The 23,502-nt window shown below is 36.1% G+C and carries 19 protein-coding genes; 10 read left to right on the forward strand and 9 right to left on the reverse strand.

Annotation, left to right across the window (positions count from 1 at the left end; translation table 11 throughout):
• The first annotated feature begins 112 nt into the window (after positions 1 to 112).
• Both ACYIAM_RS02820 and ACYIAM_RS02825 read left to right on the forward strand, forming a co-directional pair.
• Positions 113 to 721, forward strand: coding sequence for a tetratricopeptide repeat protein (locus ACYIAM_RS02820; protein ID WP_174795884.1), 609 nt, complete (start codon positions 113 to 115; stop codon positions 719 to 721).
• A 351-nt stretch (positions 722 to 1,072) separates the two neighbouring features.
• On the forward strand, positions 1,073 to 2,032 hold the full coding sequence (locus ACYIAM_RS02825) for a tetratricopeptide repeat protein (protein WP_483747163.1): 960 nt from the start codon (positions 1,073 to 1,075) through the stop codon (positions 2,030 to 2,032).
• A 474-nt stretch (positions 2,033 to 2,506) separates the two neighbouring features.
• Here the strand turns inward: ACYIAM_RS02825 and ACYIAM_RS02830 are convergent, their stop codons facing one another.
• From ACYIAM_RS02830 to ACYIAM_RS02845, 4 genes are all read right to left on the reverse strand, one after another.
• Positions 2,507 to 4,462 carry a glycoside hydrolase family 3 protein gene (locus tag ACYIAM_RS02830; protein WP_174795882.1) on the reverse strand — a complete coding sequence of 652 codons (1,956 nt, stop codon included), beginning with the start codon at positions 4,460 to 4,462 and terminating at the stop codon, positions 2,507 to 2,509.
• 452 nt (positions 4,463 to 4,914) lie between these two features.
• On the reverse strand, positions 4,915 to 5,541 hold the full coding sequence (locus ACYIAM_RS02835) for a LysE/ArgO family amino acid transporter (RefSeq protein ID WP_483747164.1): 627 nt from the start codon (positions 5,539 to 5,541) through the stop codon (positions 4,915 to 4,917).
• A gap of 71 nt (positions 5,542 to 5,612) precedes the next feature.
• Positions 5,613 to 6,965: an APC family permease gene (locus ACYIAM_RS02840; RefSeq protein ID WP_483747165.1), complete on the reverse strand. Its 1,353-nt coding sequence runs from the start codon at positions 6,963 to 6,965 to the stop codon at positions 5,613 to 5,615.
• 110 nt (positions 6,966 to 7,075) lie between these two features.
• Positions 7,076 to 7,495: an OsmC family protein gene (locus ACYIAM_RS02845; RefSeq protein ID WP_483747166.1), complete on the reverse strand. Its 420-nt coding sequence runs from the start codon at positions 7,493 to 7,495 to the stop codon at positions 7,076 to 7,078.
• 299 nt (positions 7,496 to 7,794) lie between these two features.
• On the opposite strand from ACYIAM_RS02845, the gene ACYIAM_RS02850 reads away from it, so the two are divergent.
• The gene (locus tag ACYIAM_RS02850) at positions 7,795 to 8,601 is read left to right on the forward strand and encodes a sulfite exporter TauE/SafE family protein (protein WP_483747167.1); all 807 of its coding nucleotides are present in this window, start codon (positions 7,795 to 7,797) and stop codon (positions 8,599 to 8,601) included.
• Between the two features lie 65 nt (positions 8,602 to 8,666).
• Here the strand turns inward: ACYIAM_RS02850 and mltB are convergent, their stop codons facing one another.
• Both mltB and ACYIAM_RS02860 read right to left on the reverse strand, forming a co-directional pair.
• Positions 8,667 to 9,740, reverse strand: coding sequence for a lytic murein transglycosylase B (mltB, locus tag ACYIAM_RS02855; RefSeq protein ID WP_174795877.1), 1,074 nt, complete (start codon positions 9,738 to 9,740; stop codon positions 8,667 to 8,669).
• 56 nt (positions 9,741 to 9,796) lie between these two features.
• Positions 9,797 to 10,786 carry a 2-hydroxyacid dehydrogenase gene (locus tag ACYIAM_RS02860; RefSeq protein WP_174796141.1) on the reverse strand — a complete coding sequence of 330 codons (990 nt, stop codon included), beginning with the start codon at positions 10,784 to 10,786 and terminating at the stop codon, positions 9,797 to 9,799.
• A gap of 282 nt (positions 10,787 to 11,068) precedes the next feature.
• Between ACYIAM_RS02860 and ACYIAM_RS02865 the strand changes: the two genes are divergently transcribed.
• Together ACYIAM_RS02865 and ACYIAM_RS02870 are read left to right on the forward strand one after the other, a co-directional pair.
• Positions 11,069 to 12,331 (forward strand): AmpG family muropeptide MFS transporter, encoded by a 1,263-nt coding sequence (locus ACYIAM_RS02865; protein ID WP_483747168.1) that lies wholly within the window; start codon positions 11,069 to 11,071, stop codon positions 12,329 to 12,331.
• Between the two features lie 8 nt (positions 12,332 to 12,339).
• The gene (locus tag ACYIAM_RS02870) at positions 12,340 to 13,002 is read left to right on the forward strand and encodes an NAD(P)H-dependent oxidoreductase (RefSeq protein WP_174795875.1); all 663 of its coding nucleotides are present in this window, start codon (positions 12,340 to 12,342) and stop codon (positions 13,000 to 13,002) included.
• Between the two features lie 71 nt (positions 13,003 to 13,073).
• Here ACYIAM_RS02870 and ACYIAM_RS02875 read toward each other — a convergent pair whose 3' ends face one another.
• On the reverse strand, positions 13,074 to 13,259 hold the full coding sequence (locus ACYIAM_RS02875) for a hypothetical protein (protein ID WP_065585956.1): 186 nt from the start codon (positions 13,257 to 13,259) through the stop codon (positions 13,074 to 13,076).
• A gap of 342 nt (positions 13,260 to 13,601) precedes the next feature.
• Between ACYIAM_RS02875 and trxB the strand changes: the two genes are divergently transcribed.
• The 3 genes from trxB to cydC are packed head-to-tail and all read left to right on the forward strand — an operon-like array spanning position 13,602 to position 17,911.
• Positions 13,602 to 14,555, forward strand: coding sequence for a thioredoxin-disulfide reductase (gene trxB, locus ACYIAM_RS02880; RefSeq protein WP_483747169.1), 954 nt, complete (start codon positions 13,602 to 13,604; stop codon positions 14,553 to 14,555).
• Between the two features lie 15 nt (positions 14,556 to 14,570).
• Positions 14,571 to 16,286: a heme ABC transporter permease/ATP-binding protein CydD gene (gene cydD, locus ACYIAM_RS02885; RefSeq protein ID WP_483747170.1), complete on the forward strand. Its 1,716-nt coding sequence runs from the start codon at positions 14,571 to 14,573 to the stop codon at positions 16,284 to 16,286.
• Entirely contained in the window at positions 16,280 to 17,911 is a 1,632-nt protein-coding gene (gene cydC, locus ACYIAM_RS02890; protein ID WP_483747171.1) for a heme ABC transporter ATP-binding protein/permease CydC, read from the forward strand. Before cydD ends, cydC begins: the two co-directional genes overlap by 7 nt.
• 377 nt (positions 17,912 to 18,288) lie before the next feature.
• On the opposite strand, the gene ACYIAM_RS02895 is transcribed toward cydC, so the two are convergent.
• Positions 18,289 to 19,539 carry a hypothetical protein gene (locus ACYIAM_RS02895; protein ID WP_483747172.1) on the reverse strand — a complete coding sequence of 417 codons (1,251 nt, stop codon included), beginning with the start codon at positions 19,537 to 19,539 and terminating at the stop codon, positions 18,289 to 18,291.
• Positions 19,540 to 20,272: 733 nt separating this feature from the next.
• A complete protein-coding gene (mnmL, locus tag ACYIAM_RS02900; protein WP_483747173.1) occupies positions 20,273 to 21,199 on the reverse strand; it encodes a tRNA modification radical SAM protein MnmL/YtqA in 927 nt (308 codons plus the stop codon).
• A gap of 372 nt (positions 21,200 to 21,571) precedes the next feature.
• Here mnmL and ACYIAM_RS02905 point away from each other — a divergent pair, with 372 nt between their 5' ends.
• Together ACYIAM_RS02905 and rfaP are read left to right on the forward strand one after the other, a co-directional pair.
• Positions 21,572 to 22,696, forward strand: a complete 1,125-nt coding sequence (locus ACYIAM_RS02905; protein WP_483747174.1) for a glycosyltransferase family 4 protein — start codon at positions 21,572 to 21,574, stop codon at positions 22,694 to 22,696.
• Positions 22,689 to 23,492, forward strand: a complete 804-nt coding sequence (gene rfaP, locus ACYIAM_RS02910; RefSeq protein WP_483747175.1) for a lipopolysaccharide core heptose(I) kinase RfaP — start codon at positions 22,689 to 22,691, stop codon at positions 23,490 to 23,492. The genes ACYIAM_RS02905 and rfaP overlap by 8 nt, the downstream gene beginning before the upstream one ends.
• Positions 23,493 to 23,502 lie beyond the last annotated feature (10 nt).

The raw sequence follows: 23,502 nt of genomic DNA on the forward strand, positions 1-23,502 counted from the left end.
AGTCTATTTCAGAACATAAATATTGAATCACAAAACAACGCAATTAATTACGCTATACTAAACAAATAAATGCGATAAAATGATTAAGTTATTTATTTTTTAAGGAAGTCGTATGCTAAAGTTTCTTACAAAACTATCACTAGTTTTATGTTTTAGTATTGCTGCTAATGCTGATCAACAAACATTGTTTGATTTTAATCAGGAATATCAAAAAGCAACCGAACAAAATGATGCTGAAGCACAATATCATTTGGGTCTTATGTATACTGATGGTTCATATACTAAAAAACGTCAATTTAAAGGCATTGAAGATGGCTTTGAACAACAATCAAAAGCACAACCTGATTATATTAAGGCAAAAGAGTGGTTTGAAAAAGCAGCCAATCAAGGCCATATGGCTGCTCAACACAGTTTAGCTTTATTGTACTATAACGGGCAAGGAACAAAGCAAAACTATTTAAAAGGCATTGAGTGGGATACAAAAGCGGCTAAAAAAGGAGATGCCGTTGCGCAATATACATTAGCAACGCTCTATTACAATGGAACTGGCGTAAAACAGAACTATTTTAAAGCCAAACAATGGTTTGCTAAGGCTGCTGAACAAAACTATTCTGATGCAAAAGATCATTTAACTGTTGTAACAAAAAAGGTTAATGCTATCGTAGCCAAACAGCAAGCCAAGAAAAAGCAAGCTAGTAATAATGATTGCGGTTGTGATTAATATTAAATAAATGACGGAATGCTATTTTATTCATTATCATCATTAAAATAACGATAATTGGATAATTCAATCCATCAAAGAGTTAAAGCATAACCCCATAGATGTAATGATTTCTTATTCTATGGCAAAACAAAAGCCTGTTATTTAACGCTTTCCATCCATATTGGGTAAGACAATTGGTTGAATACCAAATAATCTTTTCAATCAAAAACAAAGATAAAAAAAGATGTCCACACAACTAAGCTTTGCTTTCAGTAAACTTGCCAAAATAACTGCAAAGAGGCTTGCAAACATGTCAAAAACATTCTTTAATTAAAATATAATGTGTTCATCTCTAACAAAGGCAATGACATGAAAAGATTACTATTGTTAATATGCTTATTTATATCGATAAATACGCCTATTTTTGCAACACAAAATACAAAATATAACTTTGATGCTGAATATAAAAAAGCGACTGAACAAAATAGTGCCGAAGCGCAAAACCACTTAGGTTATATGTACCAGTATGGTCAAAACGTTAAACAAGATTATGCTAAAGCTATTGAATGGTACAAAAAGTCGGCTAATCAAAATTATGCCGATGCACAAGTGAATTTAGGCTACATGTATAATTATGGTATCGGTGTGAAGAAAGATCTGCTTAAAGCAAAGCAACTCTATGAAAAAGCGGCTTCAAGTGGTTATGCTTTAGGTCTATTCAGTCTAGGGGCACTTTACGAATTTGCAGAAAAAAAACATTATCGCAAAGGAATTGAACAAAATTCAGATAATAATACTATTAGTCAAAACTATGTTAAGGCGAAAGATTTTTACGAAAAAGCGGTGCAACTAGGTAACAAAGAAGCTCAAAATAATCTGGGGGGATTTTATTATAGTGGAATTGTTGTTAAAAAGAACTATACCAAAGCTAGACAACTATATGAACAAGCTGCCAAGCAAGGAAACATATATGCACTGCATAATTTAGCAAATATGTATTACAATGGATTGGGTGGATTAAAAAAAGATTTTGCCAAAGGTGTAGAATTAGATACTCAATCTGCACAAAGCGGAAATCCTGAAGCACAATATAGCTTAGGTTGGTTATATTATAATGGTTCGTGGTTTGAAAAAGATTATACCAAAGCTAGGGTATGGTTTCAGCTTGCCGCTGAGCAAAACCATGCCAATTCCCAATACAATCTAGGTATTATCTATCAACAAGGATTAGGGGTCGCAAAAGACATTTATACCGCAAAACATTATTTTCAACAAGCTTGCCAAAATAACTACCAAGAGGCTTGCAAACATGTCAAAAACATTCTTTAGTAAAACAATTAAAGCTAGGAAGTGTTCAAGATGGGGGATCGATGATGGGCTATAAACCGTAATAGCCATTACCTCTGTAAAAAACACTATGAGTAAAATGGTGAACTTACGCTTCAGGAAATAAATCATAAAAAACAATCAAGCAAGATGAGTAGAACCCATTTCAAACAAGTAGTTTTAAAAAATAAAACGTTGCACAAGCCTCATGATGAAATAGAAAGTCAATACTCAAGTTCCTGATGCGCATAATATTCCTATCCAAGGCAACTTTAACGAAAGTATACGCCTAAAAAATAGATTAATTGGCCAGATATACACCATAAAAACACTTGGTAAACTGTGTTCGCCGCAAAATCACCAGTCATGGAAAAGCAACTAGAGACTTTATTTTACTCATCGGACACACGTTTTGCTAACATGAAATCCGATGAATAATGAGTAATTGTCAAGTTAAGTTTGAGCTAAAATATATAATTAATGCGTTAAACCATAACCAAGTGGATAGAGTGCTTTCATGTCGTTTGGTAAATCTGACGCTTGCTGTTGCACGCTATCCATTGAATCGGGTAATGAAAATGGCATTTTAGCTAAATAAGGCTTGTTATCAAGTAATCGATCAAATAGCACCTCATCATTGACCCCAAAATTAGCAATAATCGCACTAGCATATTGTTTTAAAACCGTAAGAACAGCCGGTCTATCTAAATAAACGGTAACAACGACGGGATGCTTTTTACTTGCTTGTGCGATAAATTCAATATTTTTATCATTAGATGGAAATGCTAATGATCCTTCATGATGTTCTAAACCAAAAAAGTAACCTTTATGGTTTTGTTCATAAGGCGCATTTATTCGAACGACAACGACATCAGCTTGATCTAAATCATCAACAATATTAACTTTATTCTTTAAAAGACTTTTAGTACCTGGCAAAAAACCATGTAGATAGATTTTATTAGTAGGATTTAATGGTAACGTTTTTTGTGTATTTTCAAGTAATACCAGCGAATTATATTGAGCTTGATTCGCCACTTTTTGAAAATCTTTATTGCCAACAAAACTTGTTTTGCTTAGATCAACATACGGTGTTTCAAATTGTCCTAAAGAAAACTTTTGCACCAAAATAGCCAATACTGCGTTATCGATGTCTTTTTCCGCAATTTTTTTGTTTTTAACAGCGGTTACAATAATTGAGCTATCACTAACACCACCAAATTGTTGAACTCCTGCTTGAATAGCTTTAATAAAACGTTGCTCTTTGGTCAGATCTTCAACCCCCCATGGCATTCCTTCTACTTTGGGTTTAACACCTAAAGGTGTGCCATTGACACAAACTTCATTACAATCACTCGTAATATTCCAATCACTCATGATTACACCTTTAAATTTATAGGTGTCACGTAATAAATCTTTTAATAAAAACGAATTAAATCCACCACCAACAGCATCAAGTTTATGATTATTTATTTGAGCATTTTTCAATATTGAATAAGTCGGCATGACACCAGCAACATCTGCTTCAAAAGCGCCAGTAAATGGAATAATATGCTCTTTCAAACTATCTTTTTGTGTAAAAAGTGCATATTTACCATAAGCACTATGACTATCAAAACCATTTTCGGCAGCGCCATATCCCACCCAATGTTTAACAACGGCGGCGACACTTTGTGAATTTAAACCATCTTTACCTTGCATTCCTGAGATATAACCTCTAACCATCTTTTTACTTAGTTCAGGATTTTCACCAAATGTACCTTCAAAGCGAGCCCAACGAGGTTCAGTACCCAAATCTGCCATTGGTGATAATGCTTGTGTTATCCCTAATGATCTATACTCTTGTCGAATTATATTACCATATTCATTAATATCTTTTTCGTGACCAATAGCCGCCATTCCTAACGTGCCAGGCCACTGGCTAAAACCACTATTTATGCCTAATTCATTGCCATAATAAAACGTATTTCTAGGATCAACGCTGATCGTTAATGGGATCGATAAACGAGAGGATTCAGCTATTTGTTGTAATTGATTATTTTGCTCTGCAAAATCCTTAGGATTAACCTCTAATCGGGTAATAAAGCTATTAACCTTATCATTCAAAATTAAAGCGGTCAGTTTTTCAAAATCGTACTTATCACCACGTCCAATATCATTATTTAAACTCGGCGCATTACCATGCATCATTATCCCAGCTTTTTCTTCTAATGACATTCTTGAAAGCAGATCCTGCGCACGTTGTTGTGGTGATAAACGCCAATCCTCATAAGGAGTTAGTTTTCCATCTTTATCCATATCCTTAAATTCAAGGTTATCAACAATAATTTTTTTTAATTGATGACTTTCAAGTTTGATTTGGTCAATAGCAAATAACGGGCTTGTTGTTAGAACAGCACTAATTAATAGTGCTGGTTTTAAAATCTTACTTTTCATCTTTTTATCCTTAAGTGACCTATGACACATTTATTATTAATATTAAATTCTTAAAATAGTTGATTTGAATACATAGCAACAAATCATCTTATGATTTCTGCTATAACCAATTAACGCCTCGCCTTTTTTGCCTTTATACAAAACAAAAAAAAACCTAAACACTTTGTTAACCAAAATGTTTAGGTTTTGCCTGTATCGTCAATTGACGATACAGTAACAATCCAAATTTATTCCATGTAAACTAACATTAATAAGATAAAGAAGATATCCTATCTTTTAATTTGTTGATGTAATTGTGATAAAAGTCACATTCTTAATTCATATGTTATTTAATAACTGATGATGAATTAATGACTTTTTATCGCAATACTCTTTAGCGCGGATTAAAAATCAGCCGAAACATAAAATATCTTTTTGTCAGTAATATACATGGCTAACTTACAACTATCTGTTTAATTTTTATATACCACATAAATAACCAATCGGTAAGCGATATAGAACATTACAGTGCCAACAATACAATCCAATATTATCCACATTCTTTTTTGTCTAAATAGCGGTGTGAGTAATCTTGCCCCATAACCAATACTAAAAAACCAGATGAATGAAACACAAACCGCGCCAATCAAAAAAGCGAGTTTTTGTTCACAGGTTAACGTGCCAGCAATCCCCCCCACAATAACAACAGTATCTAAATAGACATGAGGATTGAGCAGTGTGATTGCCAAAGTTGCTAGTACAACTTTTAATAAGCTGTTATTGTTAGGAACTTGGGATTCGATTGGCATACTACTTGTGCCTTTAATTGCACTTTTAAACGCACAAAAGCCATACCAAACTAAAAAAACCGCCCCTAATATCGCGAGTATATTAGTAATTAAAGGATTGTTACCAATAAAGACACCTACCCCAAAAATACCGACGGACATCAAAGCAAAATCACAGATAAAACAAATTGCCGACACATAAAAGATATGATTCTTTAATAACCCTTGCTTGAGCACAAATAAATTTTGAGCACCAATAGCAATAATTAGACTGGCTGAAATTAAAGCGCCACGTAATATTTCTGATAGCATTTGGTTATAACACCAGAATAAAATAGTAAAACATTAGCAATTAATCAATGATATCATAAGCTTTCAATAAATTAATCGAATTTATTTTTTTCTAACCATTGTAATTGCGTTCGATCTTTGTTTAAATAGAGGATGATCACACCTATCGCTAACCAAATAATGCCGACAATTTTTGCATCATTATCAATATGAAATAATACGGGTAATAGCACAACAGTACCAATAATAGGCATAAAGATATCTAAAATCCATGAAAGCCAGCCTTTGGAGCCTTTTTTGAGCTTAAAATAACCAATTACAGATAAATGTAACATAATAAATGCCGTTAATGCGCCAATATCAACAAATGACACTAACGTTGGTAACCCTTTTGCATTATTCGCAGCAATAACTACTAAACATAAATTAAATAAAGCAGCAAATAAAATAGCCATTGTTGGCACACCGCTTTTTTCACCCACTTTAGCAAAAACTGGAGGTAAACGCTTATCACGCCCCATGCTAAATAAAAGGCGACTTGCTGCGGCTTGTCCAACCATTGCAGCAAATGATGCACCAATAGCTTTCATTAAACTTAGTGCCCATCCTAACCATAAATTAATTTCTTGATTAACAATATTATAGTAAGCTTTACCTTGTAGTTCGGGATGACTACGCAAATAGTCTGAGCTATAAGGATTAAGTAAAGCTCCAACATAAATTTGTACCACAAATAAACAACCGGCTAAAATTAAACAGCTTATAATCGCTTTACTGACTAAATTATGATGGCCACTATTTTCTTCAGAAAAAGTCGCAATAGCATCAAATCCCAAATAAGATAGTACAGCAATAGACACCGCATTAAATAGTTTACCCCAACTGAATAAATTCCCTCCAACAAAAGGTTGCAACCAATCTTTGCTACTCTCACTGGTTATTATTATCCACATACCAGTAGCTAACACAGCAAGCAGGACAATAATTTCAAATATTAGTATGATCAACGTGATTTTGGCCGATTTTTTGGCACCCATTAAATTCAGCGTGCTAGTTAACATAACAGCCACACAAGTCCATACCCATATTGGCACTTCGGGGATCAATGCATTGAACGATATGCCACTAAATAAATAAGCAACAGCAGGAATAAACATATAATCAAGTAGTAACAACCAGCCTACTAAAAATCCAGCATTAGGATGGATACCAATAGAGCAATAAGCGTAAACGGCGCCCGCATGCGGTAAAGCATTTGCCATTCTAGCATAAGAAAATGCAGTAAATGCCATTACCAAAGTGGCAACTATATAAACTAAAGCAACTGCACCATCACTTATCGCATCTAAAACGCCAAATAATCCTATAGGTGCTGCTGGACCAATAAAAAGCAATCCCAGAATAACCAAATCCCGGAACCGCATATTTTTACTTAACTGTTGCATAATTGTTTTCGTATCATAATCATCAATAAAGTAGAATGTTAAATGATTACTAAAAAACGCACTAAGATCAGCTTGTTATTAAGTTATAATTATTTGTTATAAGAAGATATTTAATGATGCTCTCTCACCTCATAGGTATACGACATTTTTGCGGTCTTACCTAACATGATAGAGGCACTACAATATTTTTCTGAAGCAAGTTTCACCGCTCTTTCAACTGCCTCGCTATCGACATTAATACCAGTAATCACTATATGAAAATTAATTGATGTATAAACTTTAGGAGAAGATTCGGCTTGAGTTTTATCAATCTCTATCCAAAGATCGCGAACATCTTTTTTATTATTTTTTAAAATAGCGATAATATCATAAGCCATACAGCCTGCTGCACCATGTAACAAAAGTTCCATAGGACGAGCGCCACGATTACGACCGCCATGTTCAATACCACCATCCATCACTAATGAATGCCCACTTGCTGTTTCGCCCAAAAAACCAAAATCATCAACCCACTTTAAACGATCTTTCATTATTCGCTCCTTTCAATTTATCTTTAAACTTTTCATTCGTTACAATTTACGCAATAACATAAGCTTTTTTAAACATTCTGTCATCTTTTGACCTATTACTTTGTGATTAAACTTGATAATAATTTTGATTTATTTGCAAATAGATTCATTGGCTTATTGCAAATAGCTCAGGTAGAATAACCAAATTATTTGCAACAACATTTTTGTAAATATAATTAGAATCAATTATCTAGCCTTAACTTTCACTTAACAAACAAATAGCCAAGTGGTTCGCTTTACCACTACCTTAAGGATTGAATATGATTTTTGAGTTTGTCATTTTTCTTAGTATTGGCGCTGCTGCAGGATTATTAGCCGGTATGTTTGGTGTTGGTGGTGGCGCATTAATTGTACCGTCTTTAATTTTTACCTTAAATTACTTTAACCTTGGTGATCCTTGGGTTAATCATATTGCCATTGCAACATCATTAGCCACCATCATTGGCACTAGTTTGTCATCTAGCTATATTCACAACAAAAACCACAATATTCAGTGGCCAATTCTAAAAAAAATGGTTTTAGGTTGTATGATTGGCACGTTAGGTGGTTCGTATATGACCCCCTATATCCCGGGAAGTTGGTTAAAATGGGTATTTATCCTCTTTCTTATTTATGTAAGTTTTAAATTTATTTTACAGATAGACAAAAAAACCAAAAATCCAGTTAGTCAAACCGTTCCCTTTAACAATCAGATTTTTATCTTTGCCGGTACCTTAATTGGCATTTTTGCCGCCGTTGTAGGCGTTGGTGGTGGCGTTTTAGTTATGCCATTTTTGCAACGATGTGGTGTTGATATGCGTAAAGCCATTGGAACATCGGCCGCTTTCACTGTACCAGTTGCCATTGGTGGTACCATTGGCTATATCATCGCAGGTTGGAATAATCCACAATTACCAAACTACTGTTTAGGTTTTATTTATTTACCTGCAGCCTTAGTGATTATGCTAGCAAGCATCCCCATGGCCAAAGTAGGCGTGCAAATTGCGCAAAAATTATCAATTAAAAAATTAATCAGATTTTTTGGTCTATTTTTATTATTGCTCGCAATCAAGTTAATCATATATTAAACATTATTGGATATAAAAAAGGCCACAAAAGTGACCTTATAAATTTTGATACCAAATATCAATGACTATCTTGCCTCTTTGACGGCCAATCCTAATTGCCAAACAGCCATTGCATAATGCGAACTATGGTTATAACGGGTGATAGTATAAAAGTTCGGTAATCCATACCAGAATTGGTAACGATCGCCCATATCCAAACGCAATAAACTCACCTGAGTATGCCCATCTAATGAGCTTTGTGGTTTTAACCCAGCTTTTGCTAATGTTTCAATTGAGTATTTAGTGCTAAAACCAGTATCAAGTGATAGAGCCTGACCATCAGCCATTACTGCCACTTTTTTACCACGTTGCCAACCATATGATTTAAAGTAGTTAGCCACACTACCAATTGCATCAACCGGATCCCATAAATCAATATGCCCATCGCGATTAAAATCAACAGCATGACGTCTAAATGCAGACGGCATAAATTGACCGTATCCCATTGCACCAGCAAACGATCCATTTAAATCAAATGGATCTACGCCTTCATCACGACACATAACTAAAAAATCTTCTAATTCATTAGAAAAATAATGCGCCCGTCTTGGATAGTCAAAGGCAAGTGTTGATAGAGCATCAATCACTTTAGTTTTACCCATTACCCTACCCCAGCCTGTTTCGACACCAATAATGCCTACAATAATTTCTGGCGGTACACCATATTCATTATACGCACGTTGTAATTCTTTTTCGTATTGATTCCAAAAATCGACTCCACGAGGAAGATTGCTCGGTGTAATAAATTTATTTTTATATCGAATCCAAGCGCCATTCGGCAGCGTTGTTGAGCCAGCTTTTGGAGCTTGTTTATCCATTAAATTAATAACCCAATCAAGTTTATTGGTTTGTGCAAGCACATTGCGAAGCTGTTGACGATTAAAACCATGCTTACTTACCATTCTATCGATAAATTTTTCTTTATCTACAGCTAACGGAGGACTGGCGATTTTAGATTGATTGTGATCTTTTTCAAGATAAACACCGCCTTTAACATTAGTATGTCCGCGGTGTTCTTTCATAGGTGATGTTGAAGATCTACGACTACTACAAGCTGCAAGCAATAAAATTATGCTAATAAAAATGATAATACGCTGCATAAAAAATCCATATCTTAAGTAATTAAAAAATCGACAACATCATAAGATATTTCTTATTATTTAACAATATTTGGACATGATTTACCTTCAGCAACTTGTTTAATATTGTTTAAAGTGGTATCAGAAATATTTAGCAATGCTTCTTGTGTCAAAAAGGCCTGATGACCAGTAAAAATAACATTATGACAAGAAGACAAGCGACGGAATACATCATCTAAAATAACATCGTTAGATTTGTCTTCAAAGAATAGATCACGCTCATTTTCATAAACATCCATCCCCAAAGCGCCAATTTTTGTTTGTTTTAATGCATCAATAGCCGCTGTGGCGTCAAGTAATGCCCCTCGGCTGGTATTGATAATCATCACACCGTCTTTCATCTTTTGAAAAGACTCTTTATTCAGTAAGTGATAATTTTCAGGCGTCATTGGGCAATGTAACGTAATAACATCTGATTTTGCATATAACTCATCTAGCTCAACATATTGAGCTCCTAACTCAACAGCAATATCAGTAGGATAAGGATCGTAAGCAAGGATATGCATACCAAAACCTTTCAAGATACGGATAACTGCTTGACCAATTTTGCCAGTACCAATAACGCCAGCGGTACGATTATGCATATTAAATCCAGTTAATCCCTCTAACGAAAAATTAGCATCACGAGTGCGCTGATAGGCCTTATGTGTCCTTCTATTTAGCGTCATCATCAAAGCCACTGCATGTTCTGCAACAGCTTCTGGCGAATAAGCGGGCACGCGAACCACCGTAATACCCAATTTTTCAGCCTCTGCTAAATCAACATTGTCAAACCCAGCGCAACGAAGGGCTAAAATTTTAATGCCATAACTGGCTAATTTTTGTAGTACTTTTTTATCTACTTCGTCATTAACAAATGCACAAACCGCATGATAACCTTGGGCAGTAACAACTGTTTTATGGCTCAGTTTATGTTCATAATATTCAATATCGAAACCAAACTTTTTGTTCGCCATTTCTAAATGTTCTTTGTCGTAATGCTTACTGCTAAAAACAGCAACTTTAATTGAACTTTTCATCTTACTGAACCCCTCTTAATGGTAATTAGTTAACTTTTTAACTGGTTATTGGCATTAATTTTATACTGAAACACATAGTTTCCTGAAACTTTTTAACAAAACCTAAATAAAATAATGAATTTTTCGCTTTCAACATATTTGCAATATAACTTTTTTTATGTTGAAAATATGACTGTAGATAAACAGTTTATCTAAGCTTGCAGAATTATTTTTTAAATGTTGTGTGGTATGATAGCACTTTGCAAAAAAACTAACCAATAAAGTTAAATAATGAATAATGCGCAAAATTCACTTTTAAAAACAATTTTTACCACTAAAATGCTGATCTGCATTTTTACCGGCTTAGCTTCTGGGTTGCCCTTTTATTTATTGTTACAACTATTACCAGCTTGGTTAGAAAGTGAAAGTATAAATATCAAAACAATTGGTGCGTTTTCATTAACACAAACTCCCTATATTTTGAAATTTATTTGGTCCCCCTTTATGGATAATATTTCATTATTTCATTTAGGACGGCGACGTGGTTGGATGCTTGGTTCGCAAATTGTACTTATCTTTTCAATCGCAATATTGGGGTTTCTTTCACCTTCATTAAATATTTGGTTAATCGCTGCTATTTGCTTCATTATTGCACTTTTTTCAGCTACGCAAGATGTCGCTCTTGATGCCTTTAGACGGGAATTATTACTTGATAAAGAATTAGGACTTGGTAATAGCATTCACACTAACGCCTATCGAGTTGCAGGTTTAGTGCCTGGATCATTATCACTGATATTATCAAACTCTCTACCATGGAATAGTGTTTTCATCATTACTGCACTATTTATGCTACCGGCTATCGTCATGACACTACTTGTTAAAGAACCAACTAATCAAACACCCAAAAATCATAATTTTGAAGATATCATTATTAGACCATTTAGTGAATTTATTACTCGAAATGGACTTAAAACAGCCATATTAATTTTAGCATTTATCTTTTTATATAAATTAGGCGATAGTATGGCAACCTCTTTAGCCACCCCTTTTTACTTACAAATGGGTTATAGCCGACCAGACATTGGTTGGATTGCTAAAAACGCCTCTTTATGGCCAAGCGTATTTGGTGCATTAATAGGTGGGATTTTGATGATTAAAATAGGCATAAACCGCGCACTATGGTCTTTTGGTATTGTACAGGTCATTTCAATTTTAGGTTTTGCTTGGCTTTCAATAGAAGGCCCTTTTATTGTCATAGGGACATCCCAAAAAACATTATTAGCCATAGTAATTGGTTTTGAATCACTTGGCGTTGGTCTTGGTTCGGCCGCTTTTGTTGCGTTTATTGCTAAAACAACCAATCCCCTTTATACCGCAACCCAATTTGCTTTATTTACCAGTATTGCATCTATCCCAAGAACATTAATTAATGCTACAACAGGTATTATGGTTGAACATTTGGGATGGACAACATTTTTTGGTTTATGTACGATTCTTGCCATTCCAGGTATGCTATTATTATTAAAAGTGGCCCCGTGGAATATCAAATCTTAGGAGAAAATATGGATAAATTAACCCAAGCATTCGACTTTAGACATGCATGTAAAAAATTTGATGACACAAAAAAAATTACGGATGATGATATTCAATACATTTTGGAAGCAGGTCGGCAATCTCCTTCATCATTTGGCATGGAGCCATGGCATTTTGTGGTTGTTGACAGTAGCAAAATAAAAGCAGAATTACGTAATGTTTGCTACAATCAAGAACAAGTCACCAGTTGTTCACATTTTGTGATTGTGCTTTATCGAAAAGCGAATAATTTTACATTACAGAGCGATTATTTACGACGTGCAATTGCGCGCACTTTACCCGATCCAAATAATCAAACATCTATTGATATTGCCTGCCAAGCATTTATCAATTTTTGCGAGCAAGGGCTTGCTGATGGCTTAACGATCAACCATTGGTCAGAAATGCAAGATTACATCGCTTGTGCCAATATGATGACTGCTGCGGCATTTCGCGGTATTGATTCATGTGCTATTGGTGGGTTCGACCATGATAAAGTGATAAAAATGCTAGAAAAACATATTCCACAAATTGGTGAAGAATCATTTGGGGTAGGGCTTTGTTTAGCTTTTGGTTATCGAATCAATGAACCAGCAGCGCATGTTCGTTGGCCACTTGCTGATTTAACGACGTATCTTACTGATAATCACTAAACAGATATAGCAACTTGCTACCTTCAATCGCTACATAGCGAATGAAGGTAGATAAAAAACAGACAAAATCATTATTCAATTGATTGATAGAGCGCTTCGGCGTCAGCTGAAGCTGAGTCCATAATAAAAGCAATTCCAGATAAAATATTACCAATCTGAGGATCGCTGACATTTTGTTGTACCGAATTTAAAATCTCTTGTGCCCAATTAATTTTTGTAAGTACAGCTTCTACACTTTCTTTTGAAGGATTATTCATAGCATCTCCCCCGTTTTGTTAGGATGTCAAATAAATCGATAATCAAAACTACATTATCAGACAATAGAAAAAGGAATTTAAGAATAAGAAAGGGACGTATTTTAAACGCTACAAATCAAAAACAAAAACCAATATCGTTTTAAAAATCACAACTAATTTTAAAAGAACCGAAAAGGAACAGATAACCCAATTATTTAACGTTAATAAAGCCTATTGTCATTACCTATTGCTACAATAACCAATTTTTTTGCACGATAAAGATTGATAATGTTAGACTTACTGCCATAAATTGCTCGATTTTTGTCTAAAGTAGCCAAAATTGAAAATAAATAAGGATTTAAAATGAAAACCAAACATGCACGTTTATTAATACTCGGTTCTGGTCCAGCAGGTTATACTGCAGCGGTTTATGCCGCACGCGCTAACCTGTCTCCTGTGTTAATTACTGGAATGCAACAAGGCGGACAACTGACAACAACCACAGAGCTTGAAAACTGGCCAGCTGGCGCACCTGATTTAACGGGACCAGAATTAATGGTCAAAATGAAAGAACATGCCGAAAGATTTAATACTGAAATTATTTTAGATCAGATCGATCGTGTTGATTTTAGTTCTAAGCCGTATAAACTTTTTGGTAGTGAGACTGAATATAGTTGTGATGCCCTTATTATTGCAACTGGCGCATCAGCACAATACCTTGGTTTACCGTCAGAAGAAGCATTCAAAAGCAAAGGCGTATCTGCTTGTGCAACCTGTGATGGTTTTTTTTATCGCAACCAAAAAGTTGCCGTAGTGGGTGGCGGCAATACTGCGGTTGAAGAAACGCTGTATTTAGCCAATATAGCTAGCGAAGTCCATTTAATTCACCGCCGAGATAGCTTTAGAGCTGAGAAAATATTGATGGACCGTTTGGATAAAAAAATTAAGGAAGGCAAAGTTATCCTACATACACATCGCATTATCGACGAAGTACTAGGCGATAATATGGGCGTGACTGGTGTTAGGATCCGTAGCACACAAGATCCCAATATAACCGAACAACTATCAGTTTTAGGCGTATTTATCGCAATTGGCCACAAGCCAAACACCACCATATTTGAAGGTCAGCTTGAACTCAACGGTGGTTATATCAAAGTACAATCAGGTACGCAAGGCAACGCCACTCAAACTAGTGTCGAGGGAATTTTTGCTGCTGGTGATGTAATGGATCATATCTATCGTCAAGCAATCACGTCAGCCGGCACGGGCTGTATGGCGGCTTTAGATGCTGAACACTATTTGGATAACTTAAAATAAGCAGTAAAAATCTTTATGTCATTAGATAAAAAACGCCAGACCTATCTACTTGGCTGGTTAAAACAGCATGCAAAAAGGCATAAAGCTAATTTGCGAGCTTCAATTTTAACTGGCTTTATTTTAACGGTATTAATCATTATCCAAGCGGGATTGCTTGCAATAATTTTGCAAAGAATCATTATTGAACAACAACATTTTGTAGATATTCTACCCTTTTTTGGCGCATTAATTGCGGTACTACTTGCTCGAGCGGGTTTAATCTATCTACGCGAAAAAATCAACTTTGCTATAGGCAAAAAAGTTCGGCAGCAAATTCGACAGCAAGTAATTGATCAACTTGAGCTACATGGGCCTGCTTATCTAAATCAAAGTACTATTGGCGCATGGAGCACGTTGCTCATTGAACAAATTGATAAATTGCATGACTTTTTTGCCCGTTATCTACCCCAAATGCGCTTGGCAAGCATGGCACCGATTTTAATCTGTATTGCTATCTTCCCATTTAACTGGGCTGCTGCTGCAATTTTGCTTTGCACGGCACCTCTGATTCCTATCTTTATGATTTTAGTGGGAATGGGAGCTGCTGATATTAACCGCCGTCATTTTAAAGCTCTCGCTTATTTAAGTGGTCACTTTTTAGATCGTTTAAAGGGGCTTAATACCATTCGACTATTCGACCAAGGCGAAAAACAGACCAACGAAATCGCCCGCGCGTCTGAACATTTTCGAATCAAAACCATGCAAGTCCTAAAAGTCGCGTTTTTATCTTCCGCAGTGTTAGAGTTTTTTACTTCTATTTCGATCGCCATTGTCGCGGTTTATTTTGGCTTTTCGTATTTAGGCGAATTTAATTTTGGCACATACAATGGCACCGTTACCTTATTTGCAGGTTTTTTTGCACTAATCTTAGCCCCTGAGTACTTTCAACCTTTACGCGATTTAGGCACTTACTATCATGCCAAAGCCGAAGCAATCGCCTCGGCTGATAATATCGAAACGTTTTTAAGTAAAAAATTACCACAAGAACAAACCAAGGCTAATACCGTAAACAACAAATTGATTGAACCACTACAAACCATTGAAGCCAATAACTTAATTGTTTTATCTAGCGAACAACAACCGATTGTCGGTCCGCTATCGTTTAGCCTGCAAGCACCATTTAAATTGGCTTTAATAGGTACAAGTGGCGAAGGTAAAACCTCGTTAATACAAGTACTACTCGGCTTTTTATCTTATCAAGGCTCACTAAAAATTAATGGTATAGAATTTAATCAATTAGATATTAATAACTGGCAACAACACATTAGCTGGATTGGACAAAATCCTTACCTGTTAAATAGTTCTATTCGCGATAATATTTTACTTGGCAAGCAAAATGCCACTGAAAAAGAACTTGATGAAGTGATAACCAAAACCCAATTAACCGATGTCATTGCAAAATTACCACAGGGTATTGAAACCCAAGTTGGTGAAGATGCGGTACGTTTGTCGGTTGGGCAAGCACAGCGGATCGCTTTAGCAAGAGCAATGCTTAAACCTTGCCAATTACTGATTCTTGATGAACCAACTGCCAGCTTAGATAAACAAACCATACAAAATTTGGATAAGCAACATATAGCACCCAATAGCATCACCATCACTCATCAAACAGATGATATGCAAGATTTTGCACAGATCTGGCAATTAGCTAATGGCAAGCTACATTGTGATATCAAGGAGAATTTATGCTAGCCATATTGCGCCCCTATATAGCCCTTTATAAACACTATTTTTGGCAAATTTTATTTGGCTTATCGCTAGCGATTCTCACACTGCTTGCTAGCGTATTTTTATTATCCCTATCGGGTTGGTTTTTAGCCTCTACCGCTTTTGTTGGCGTGGCTGGTTTATATACATTTAATTATATGTTGCCTGCGGCAGGTGTGCGAGCGGCCGCCATTACTCGAACCGTTTCACGTTATATGGAGCGTTTGGTTGATCACAATACCACATTTAAGATTTTGGCTTATTTAAGAACACTTGCTTTTCGTAAAATTTTACCACTAAGTACCCATCAATTAGCTCATTACCAACGAGCAGACTTGCTTAATCGCTTTATTGTCGATATTGATGCACTTGATCACTTATACCTAAAACTCTTTTCGCCCATTGTAACCGCATTAGTTACCATTGGCGTTTTGTTTGTAGGGTTAGCAAGCATAAACTTACCCATTGCGTTAATCATTACCATTATCCTTACAACTACTTTACTTGTGGTACCTGTTATCTTTTATCAAGCTGGAAAACAGCTAGGTAAAACACTAGCTAAACAACAAAGTGAATACCGATTATTATTAATTAATTACCTACAAGGACAAGCTGAACTTATCCTATTTAATGCACAACCACGCTATCGCGCGAAACTTGATGAACTTGAATCAAACTGGCTCTATAATCAACAACGGCAATCAACATTAATGGCGCTATCAAGTGCATTGGTCTTGCTTATTGCTGGCTTTTTAACGTTACTGGTTCTGTGGCTAATTACTCAATACACTCTATCCCCTTTAGTGGCTTTATTTGTATTTGTTAGTCTTGCAAGTGCCGAAATACTCATGCCAATTCCTGGTGCATTTATCTTTTTAGGGCAAGTACTCACTTCTGCCACACGTACAACGGCTATTTTTAACCAAATACCCGATATCCAATTTGTTGACAAAGGTAAAGCGATAGATTTAAGTTCGGCAAAATTGCAATTTGAACAAATTAATTTCAGCTATCCCAATCAACCCTTTGCGGTATTAACGGATTTTTCGTTGACAATAGAACAAGGTGAACATATTGGTGTGGTTGGTAAAACAGGTTGCGGTAAATCAACCTTATTAAGTCTGGTTAATCGCACATGGGAACCTCAATTAGGCCATATCTATATCAACGGTATTGAACTTAATCAACTTGACGAAAAAACACTACGACAAGCTATCGCCATGGTGCCTCAAGTGATCACTATTTTTAGTGACACCTTAAGGCAAAACTTGCTAATAGGCAATCAACAAGCTACCGAGCAACAGTTAATCGACGTATTACACCAAGTTGAACTCGACAAATTACTCACAACCGAGCAAGGTTTAGATTTACTAGTTGGACAAGGTGGTCGCGCTTTATCGGGCGGTGAAATTCGCCGAATTGGCATAGCAAGGGCATTACTGCATAATTCACCATTAATTTTAATGGATGAACCCACAGAAAGCCTTGATCAACAAACAGAACAACAAATTATTCGATTGATCAAACAAACATGCAAAAATAAAACACTAATCATGGTTACGCATCGTTTGACTGATAATCCGTTGTTCGATCGGATTATTTCACTTTGACAAGTGGCTTAATTTAGGCAGGATTCTATTGCGGTTAAAAGGCAATATTGACCTTTGAGAGTCGTAAAAAATCCGAGTGTTTTTCTTATAAAAAACGTTCAGGAAGGGAATTAATATTTTTGATTAAAATAAAATGGTTATATGTTTATTTTTGTTGCAATGGTTGGCTTTGGGTGTTGTGAAAGATTGGTATGTATTTTATAAAAACATTCTGATATCGATTTTTTATTGATTTTTTTTAAAAACACTTTTGCAGTTTAACCACAAAAGCGCAAACTTGTCATCATCAGCTCAGTCACCTATGCTGAGCTGCTTTCTCTGATTGCTTGTCCTTAATTAATATCATCCCCTCCTACCTAAGACTAAGAACTAAAAAACTATGGAGTGACGCAAAGCCCCTCATAATCGATATACGCAGGGTTACGCAACACTTGACCGTCAAATGTGGTCACAGCAAAGTACGTATTGTCACCCGTTGGATCACTTACTGGGTGGCCGTCGTTACCAAAATCTGAACCCTCGGTATAATGGTACATGGCGCCCCACTCCGTGAAAAATCCAGCCCCTATTTGGCGCTGGTAATAATTACCTTTTGATGACGGCGTGGCACCAACAGCACCTTGACATTCGTGTCTGTCGAAACCTCGACAGAACGCATTGGTAAGGTCTTTTACTTTTGGAAGTCGATAGCCTAAACCATCACACCACTCGGCGTGGGTTGGAGCATTATAATTCCATACGTCATTGCGCAGGAGGAACCACTTCTGTAATACAAATCCATATGTTACAACCACATTACCCTCTTTATCTTTACCCACTAACTCGAATGTCTGCGGTAAATTTGGCTTGCCAACTAGACCTAGGTAAGTTGGATGTTGACTGATTTCAAGGTAATTACCGTTTTCATCAACATCATCATCATTTACTCTAGGACCTGTTAAGATAACACGCGTCACATCTTCTGGACCATCAAGCCAATCATCCTCATAATGGCTTGTTGCTTTCTGTGTCACCGTAGCGGTTATTCCCTCATGTGTAACGGGCTCCCATGTCAATTCACTTGCATCAACACCTTCTATGTCTAAATCAAAATATAATCCATTAGCACCCGTGGTCGGAAAATTAAGCGCATATGATGAGGGGTTGATTGATTGCGTAAAGAATCCTTTCTTTGGATGCCATATGCCAGCAGGACCAGCGTTTTCACGTGTGCCGTAAACCAAATTCGGCCGAGCGAAGTTGATGAATGGTGATGGCGATAATACGATTGCATCACTACGATTATTAACGACTCGACCATTTTTGCTGGCCAATGCCTGCGAATGCCATAAAGACGACAATAACAACAATGCCAACGGGAGTTTTAGGGATAATTTTGATAATAGTCTGAGGAGATAAATTCGAGGTGAGAGTAAAAACTTGTTTAATGTGTTATGTGATAAATTTAAGGCAACTGTTCGCTGTTCGCTGTTCGCTGTTCGCTGTTCGCTGTTCGCTGTTCGCTGTTCGCTGTTCGCTGTTCGCTGTTCGCTGTTCGCTGTTCGCTGTTCGCTGTTCGCTGTTCGCTGTTCGCTGTTCGCTGTTCGCTGTTCGCTGTTCGCTGTTCGCTGTTCAAAATGATAATACATTATAGTTCACCCGTCAATTAAATTGTTGTTTTATTTATCTTTTATATGTTTAATTGCTTGTTAAATAAACTGATTTTTAGTTGATCGAAGTATAACTGTTTAAAAAAATCTTGGCTAGTATTTTTTAATTTTAGTAAAGTTTTGTTAATGTGTTAGATTCAGCTTTGGGATGCCGTGAGTTTCGGACATTTTATCCTTTGATCAAAAAATAACTTTAGTGGCAATCTCTGAAACCTATTTAAATCCCAAACAATCTTTTGCTCAAAAATCTTTCAGGTAACAACGATAACATCGTTAAGCCTAAAAGAGGATCTTTTAACTGAAAACGTAAAATCGCTGCTTAACAAAGAGTAAATCATCGGTTTTAGCCGTTAACACCAACTGTAACGCCCTAAAAACGACCATAAAAGATAGATGAGTGCTATTAATAAATATGCATATCTTATTTTTTTATTTTTTATTAAAAATAACAGACAAATAAATGGAATTAAAAAAATTATAGGCTCAGTAGTATATCATCTACCCGATGGAAGTTGGCTGAGGTTGTCGATATCACCTGATTCCAACATCCACTTGTAATGAGAAGTTGAAAATAAATTAATTAAACCTAATAGCAAAAACAAATAGATAAACGAAACAAGTTTCATAATCGACCTAAAATCCTTTTAATTTTAATTTAAATTATGATGTTATGATTATTTTATCTGCTTTGTAGTACCATTCAAAAAAACTACTACAACTTAAAACAATAACCATCGCCAATAGCGCTACCTTGGGCGCCAAATTGGCGTAAATTATGATCGACTGCGTTCATTGATTGCCAGTGGTTTTCGCACCAATCTGGCGCTAGCAAGGTTGGCTTTCTAGCGTTAGCTGAAATGCGATGATATAAAATATTGGCGGGCGTTTGCCTAATGATATCGCCAGCGATATCGACATATTCATCCAATGATAAAATATTGATACGACCAGCTCGCCATGCTTTTGCCATAATACTGCCATCAACAATATGCAAAGGGTGCAATTTTAAGCCGTCAACGCCACTATTTAATACACGTTCAAGCGTAATTAAATTAGCTTGTTTGGTTTCTTTGGGTAAGCCAATAATTAAGTGAGTGCACACTTTAATACCAAGATGACGAGCTTTTTGTAAGGTTTGATGATAATCGTTAAAAGTATGTCCACGATTTATGTCGTGCAAGGTTTTATCATGAGCCGTTTGTAAACCCAGTTCTAACCATACTTCGAAACCTTGAGATTGATAATCTGCCAGTAAATTAAGCGCTTCATTCGGAACGCAATCAGGGCGAGTCCCCACACAAAGTCCGACAATATCGGCACTATTTAGCGCCTGTTCATACATATTTTTTAGAATTGCAACTTCAGCATAAGTACTGGTATAGGCTTGAAAATATGCAAGATAGCGTTTGGATTTTTTCATTTGATGAGCTTGCGATACCAGTTGATCGGCAATTGATTTAACTTGTATTGATTCATCAATAATCGATGCCACATTACAAAAAGTGCATCCCCCCAAGCCGATAGTGCCATCGCGGTTAGGACAGCTAAACCCCCCGTGTAAGGTCAGTTTATAGATTTTTTCGCCATATCGACGCTGAAGATCGGAGCCAAAGGTATTAACGACAAGATGAAGTTGCATAATAGACCAAAAATAAAATTTTGTTTATTTTACGGAGTTAGGGTATTTAGTTCAAGCAACGATACATGAAACTTGTTTCTTACTCGTTAAATAATAAAATCAATTCCATTACTCCTATTTTTGCACTATTAAATAGCCATTTTTAATTAAGAGTAAGGGTTTACTTATCGTTGATCAATAAGATTTATAGAACATCCTCTTTTTTTAAACTTAAGTAATTGATTGATTTCAATAAAAATAAAAAATAAAAACCTAAATAAAATCAATTTAATACCTAATTATTTTTTAAGAAAACCCTCACAAAACCAGCTATTTTTGCACCTTGCTTATCAATAAGTATATAATATCCCTTTCCAATTTGAGGCAACCTGCATGCAACTGGCGTTTTGTATCTATAAATATTTTCCTTTTGGTGGTTTGCAACGTGATTTTTTGCAAATTGCTAAGGCTTGTCAAGCTCGTAGTCATCGTGTGCGAATTTATGTGATGGCGTGGCAAGGCGATAAGCCTGCTGGGTTTGATATTATTTTAGTGCCTAGAAAGGGCTGGTCGAATCATAGCCGTAACCAATCTTATTACCATTGGGTGAAGGCACACTTACAAACAAATCCTGTTGATTGTGTGGTTGGCTTTAATAAAATGCCTGATTTAGATGTCTATTTTGCTGGGGATACCTGCTTTGCTGAAAAAGTATCGCATAAGGGCTTTTTTTATAAATTGTCTAAACGCTGTAAGCATTATTTGGCTTTTGAAAATGCGGTATTTAATCAACATAGCCAAACCAAAGTCATGGTTTTGACTAAACAGCAAATTAGTGATTTTGAGCACTATTACCATACTGATCCGTCTCGATTTTACCTTTTGCCACCCGGTATTGCGCAAGATCGCCAATACAATTATGAGTCGCTAGCTAAAGGTAAGCAATTTAGGCAAGCCAATCAAATTGATGAAGATCATTTTGTAGTTGTGCAAATTGGATCGGATTTTAAACGAAAAGGGGTTGATCGTTCGTTAACGGCCATTGCCGCTTTACCTGATGAATTAAAGCAAAAAGTCACTTTTTTAGTGGTAGGGCAAGACAAACCCGATGCTTACCAAAAACTAGCTGCAAAACTGGGCATTGGGCATCAAGTTCGTTTTTTTGCAGGACGTAATGATATCCCTGACTTTTTATTTGCGGCAAATTTGCTATTGCACCCTGCAAGGCAAGAAGCTGCCGGTATGGTTTTGGTTGAAGGATTGGCCGCTGGTGTGCCGATTATTGTATCGGGCATTTCAGGGTATGCTTATCATATACACGATGCAAATGCTGGAGTGATCCTTGCCGATCCTTTTGTCCAAGCAGATCTCAATGAAGCGGTGCAAAATGCCATCACCGATCACGATCAATTACTAGCTTGGCACAACAATGCGATAAATTATGGTAAAACGGCAGATTTATATCATTTAGCCCAGCGCGCCGCAGATATTATTTTAGGTTGTGATAATCATGAATGAAATTAAGCTAAAATTACCTTTTGATCAATTGTGGACAAACAAAGATCCATTTGCTGAGGTTGAGTTAATCTCGGGTAAAGTCTATCGTGCTGTTAAACAACGCAAAACGTTGAATTTTGAGCTCACTGGGCAATCTTATTTTATTAAAATTCATCGCGGTACAACAGTTAAAGAAATTGTTAAAAATCTAATTTCATTGCGTTTACCTGTTTTAGATGCTAAGCAGGAATGGGATGCTATTCATCGCCTAGCGCAAGCTGACGTAAATACCATGGATGGGCGTGCTTTTGGACGCAAAGGATTAAATCCGTTGACTCGTCATTCATTTATTATCACTCAAGATCTTAATCCGACAATCAGTTTAGAAGATTTTACAAACTCGTGGCAAACTAAACCGCCAAGCTATCACTTAAAGCGTTCTTTAATTGTTTATTTGGCTAAAATGGTAGCAAAAATGCACGCCGCTGGCGTTAATCATCGTGATTGTTATTTGTGTCATTTTTTGCTGGATTTACCGTTATTTGAAAATCAGCAAAAAATCAAATTATCGGTTATCGATTTACACCGAGCACAAACTCGCAATAAAGTGCCTACCCGCTGGCGAGATAAAGATTTAATTGGGCTTTATTTTTCATCCACTAAAATTGGCTTAACTGATCGTGATATTTTGCTGTTTTTAAAAATCTATTTTAATAAGTCTTTGAAAACTATTTTGCATGATGAAACGAAATTAATTAATAGTACGCACAAAAAAGCAGAACGAATTCGTAAACGGACCGAAAAGTATCACCTTTAGCAATAATAAG

The organism is Gilliamella sp. X-60 (assembly GCF_057063585.1).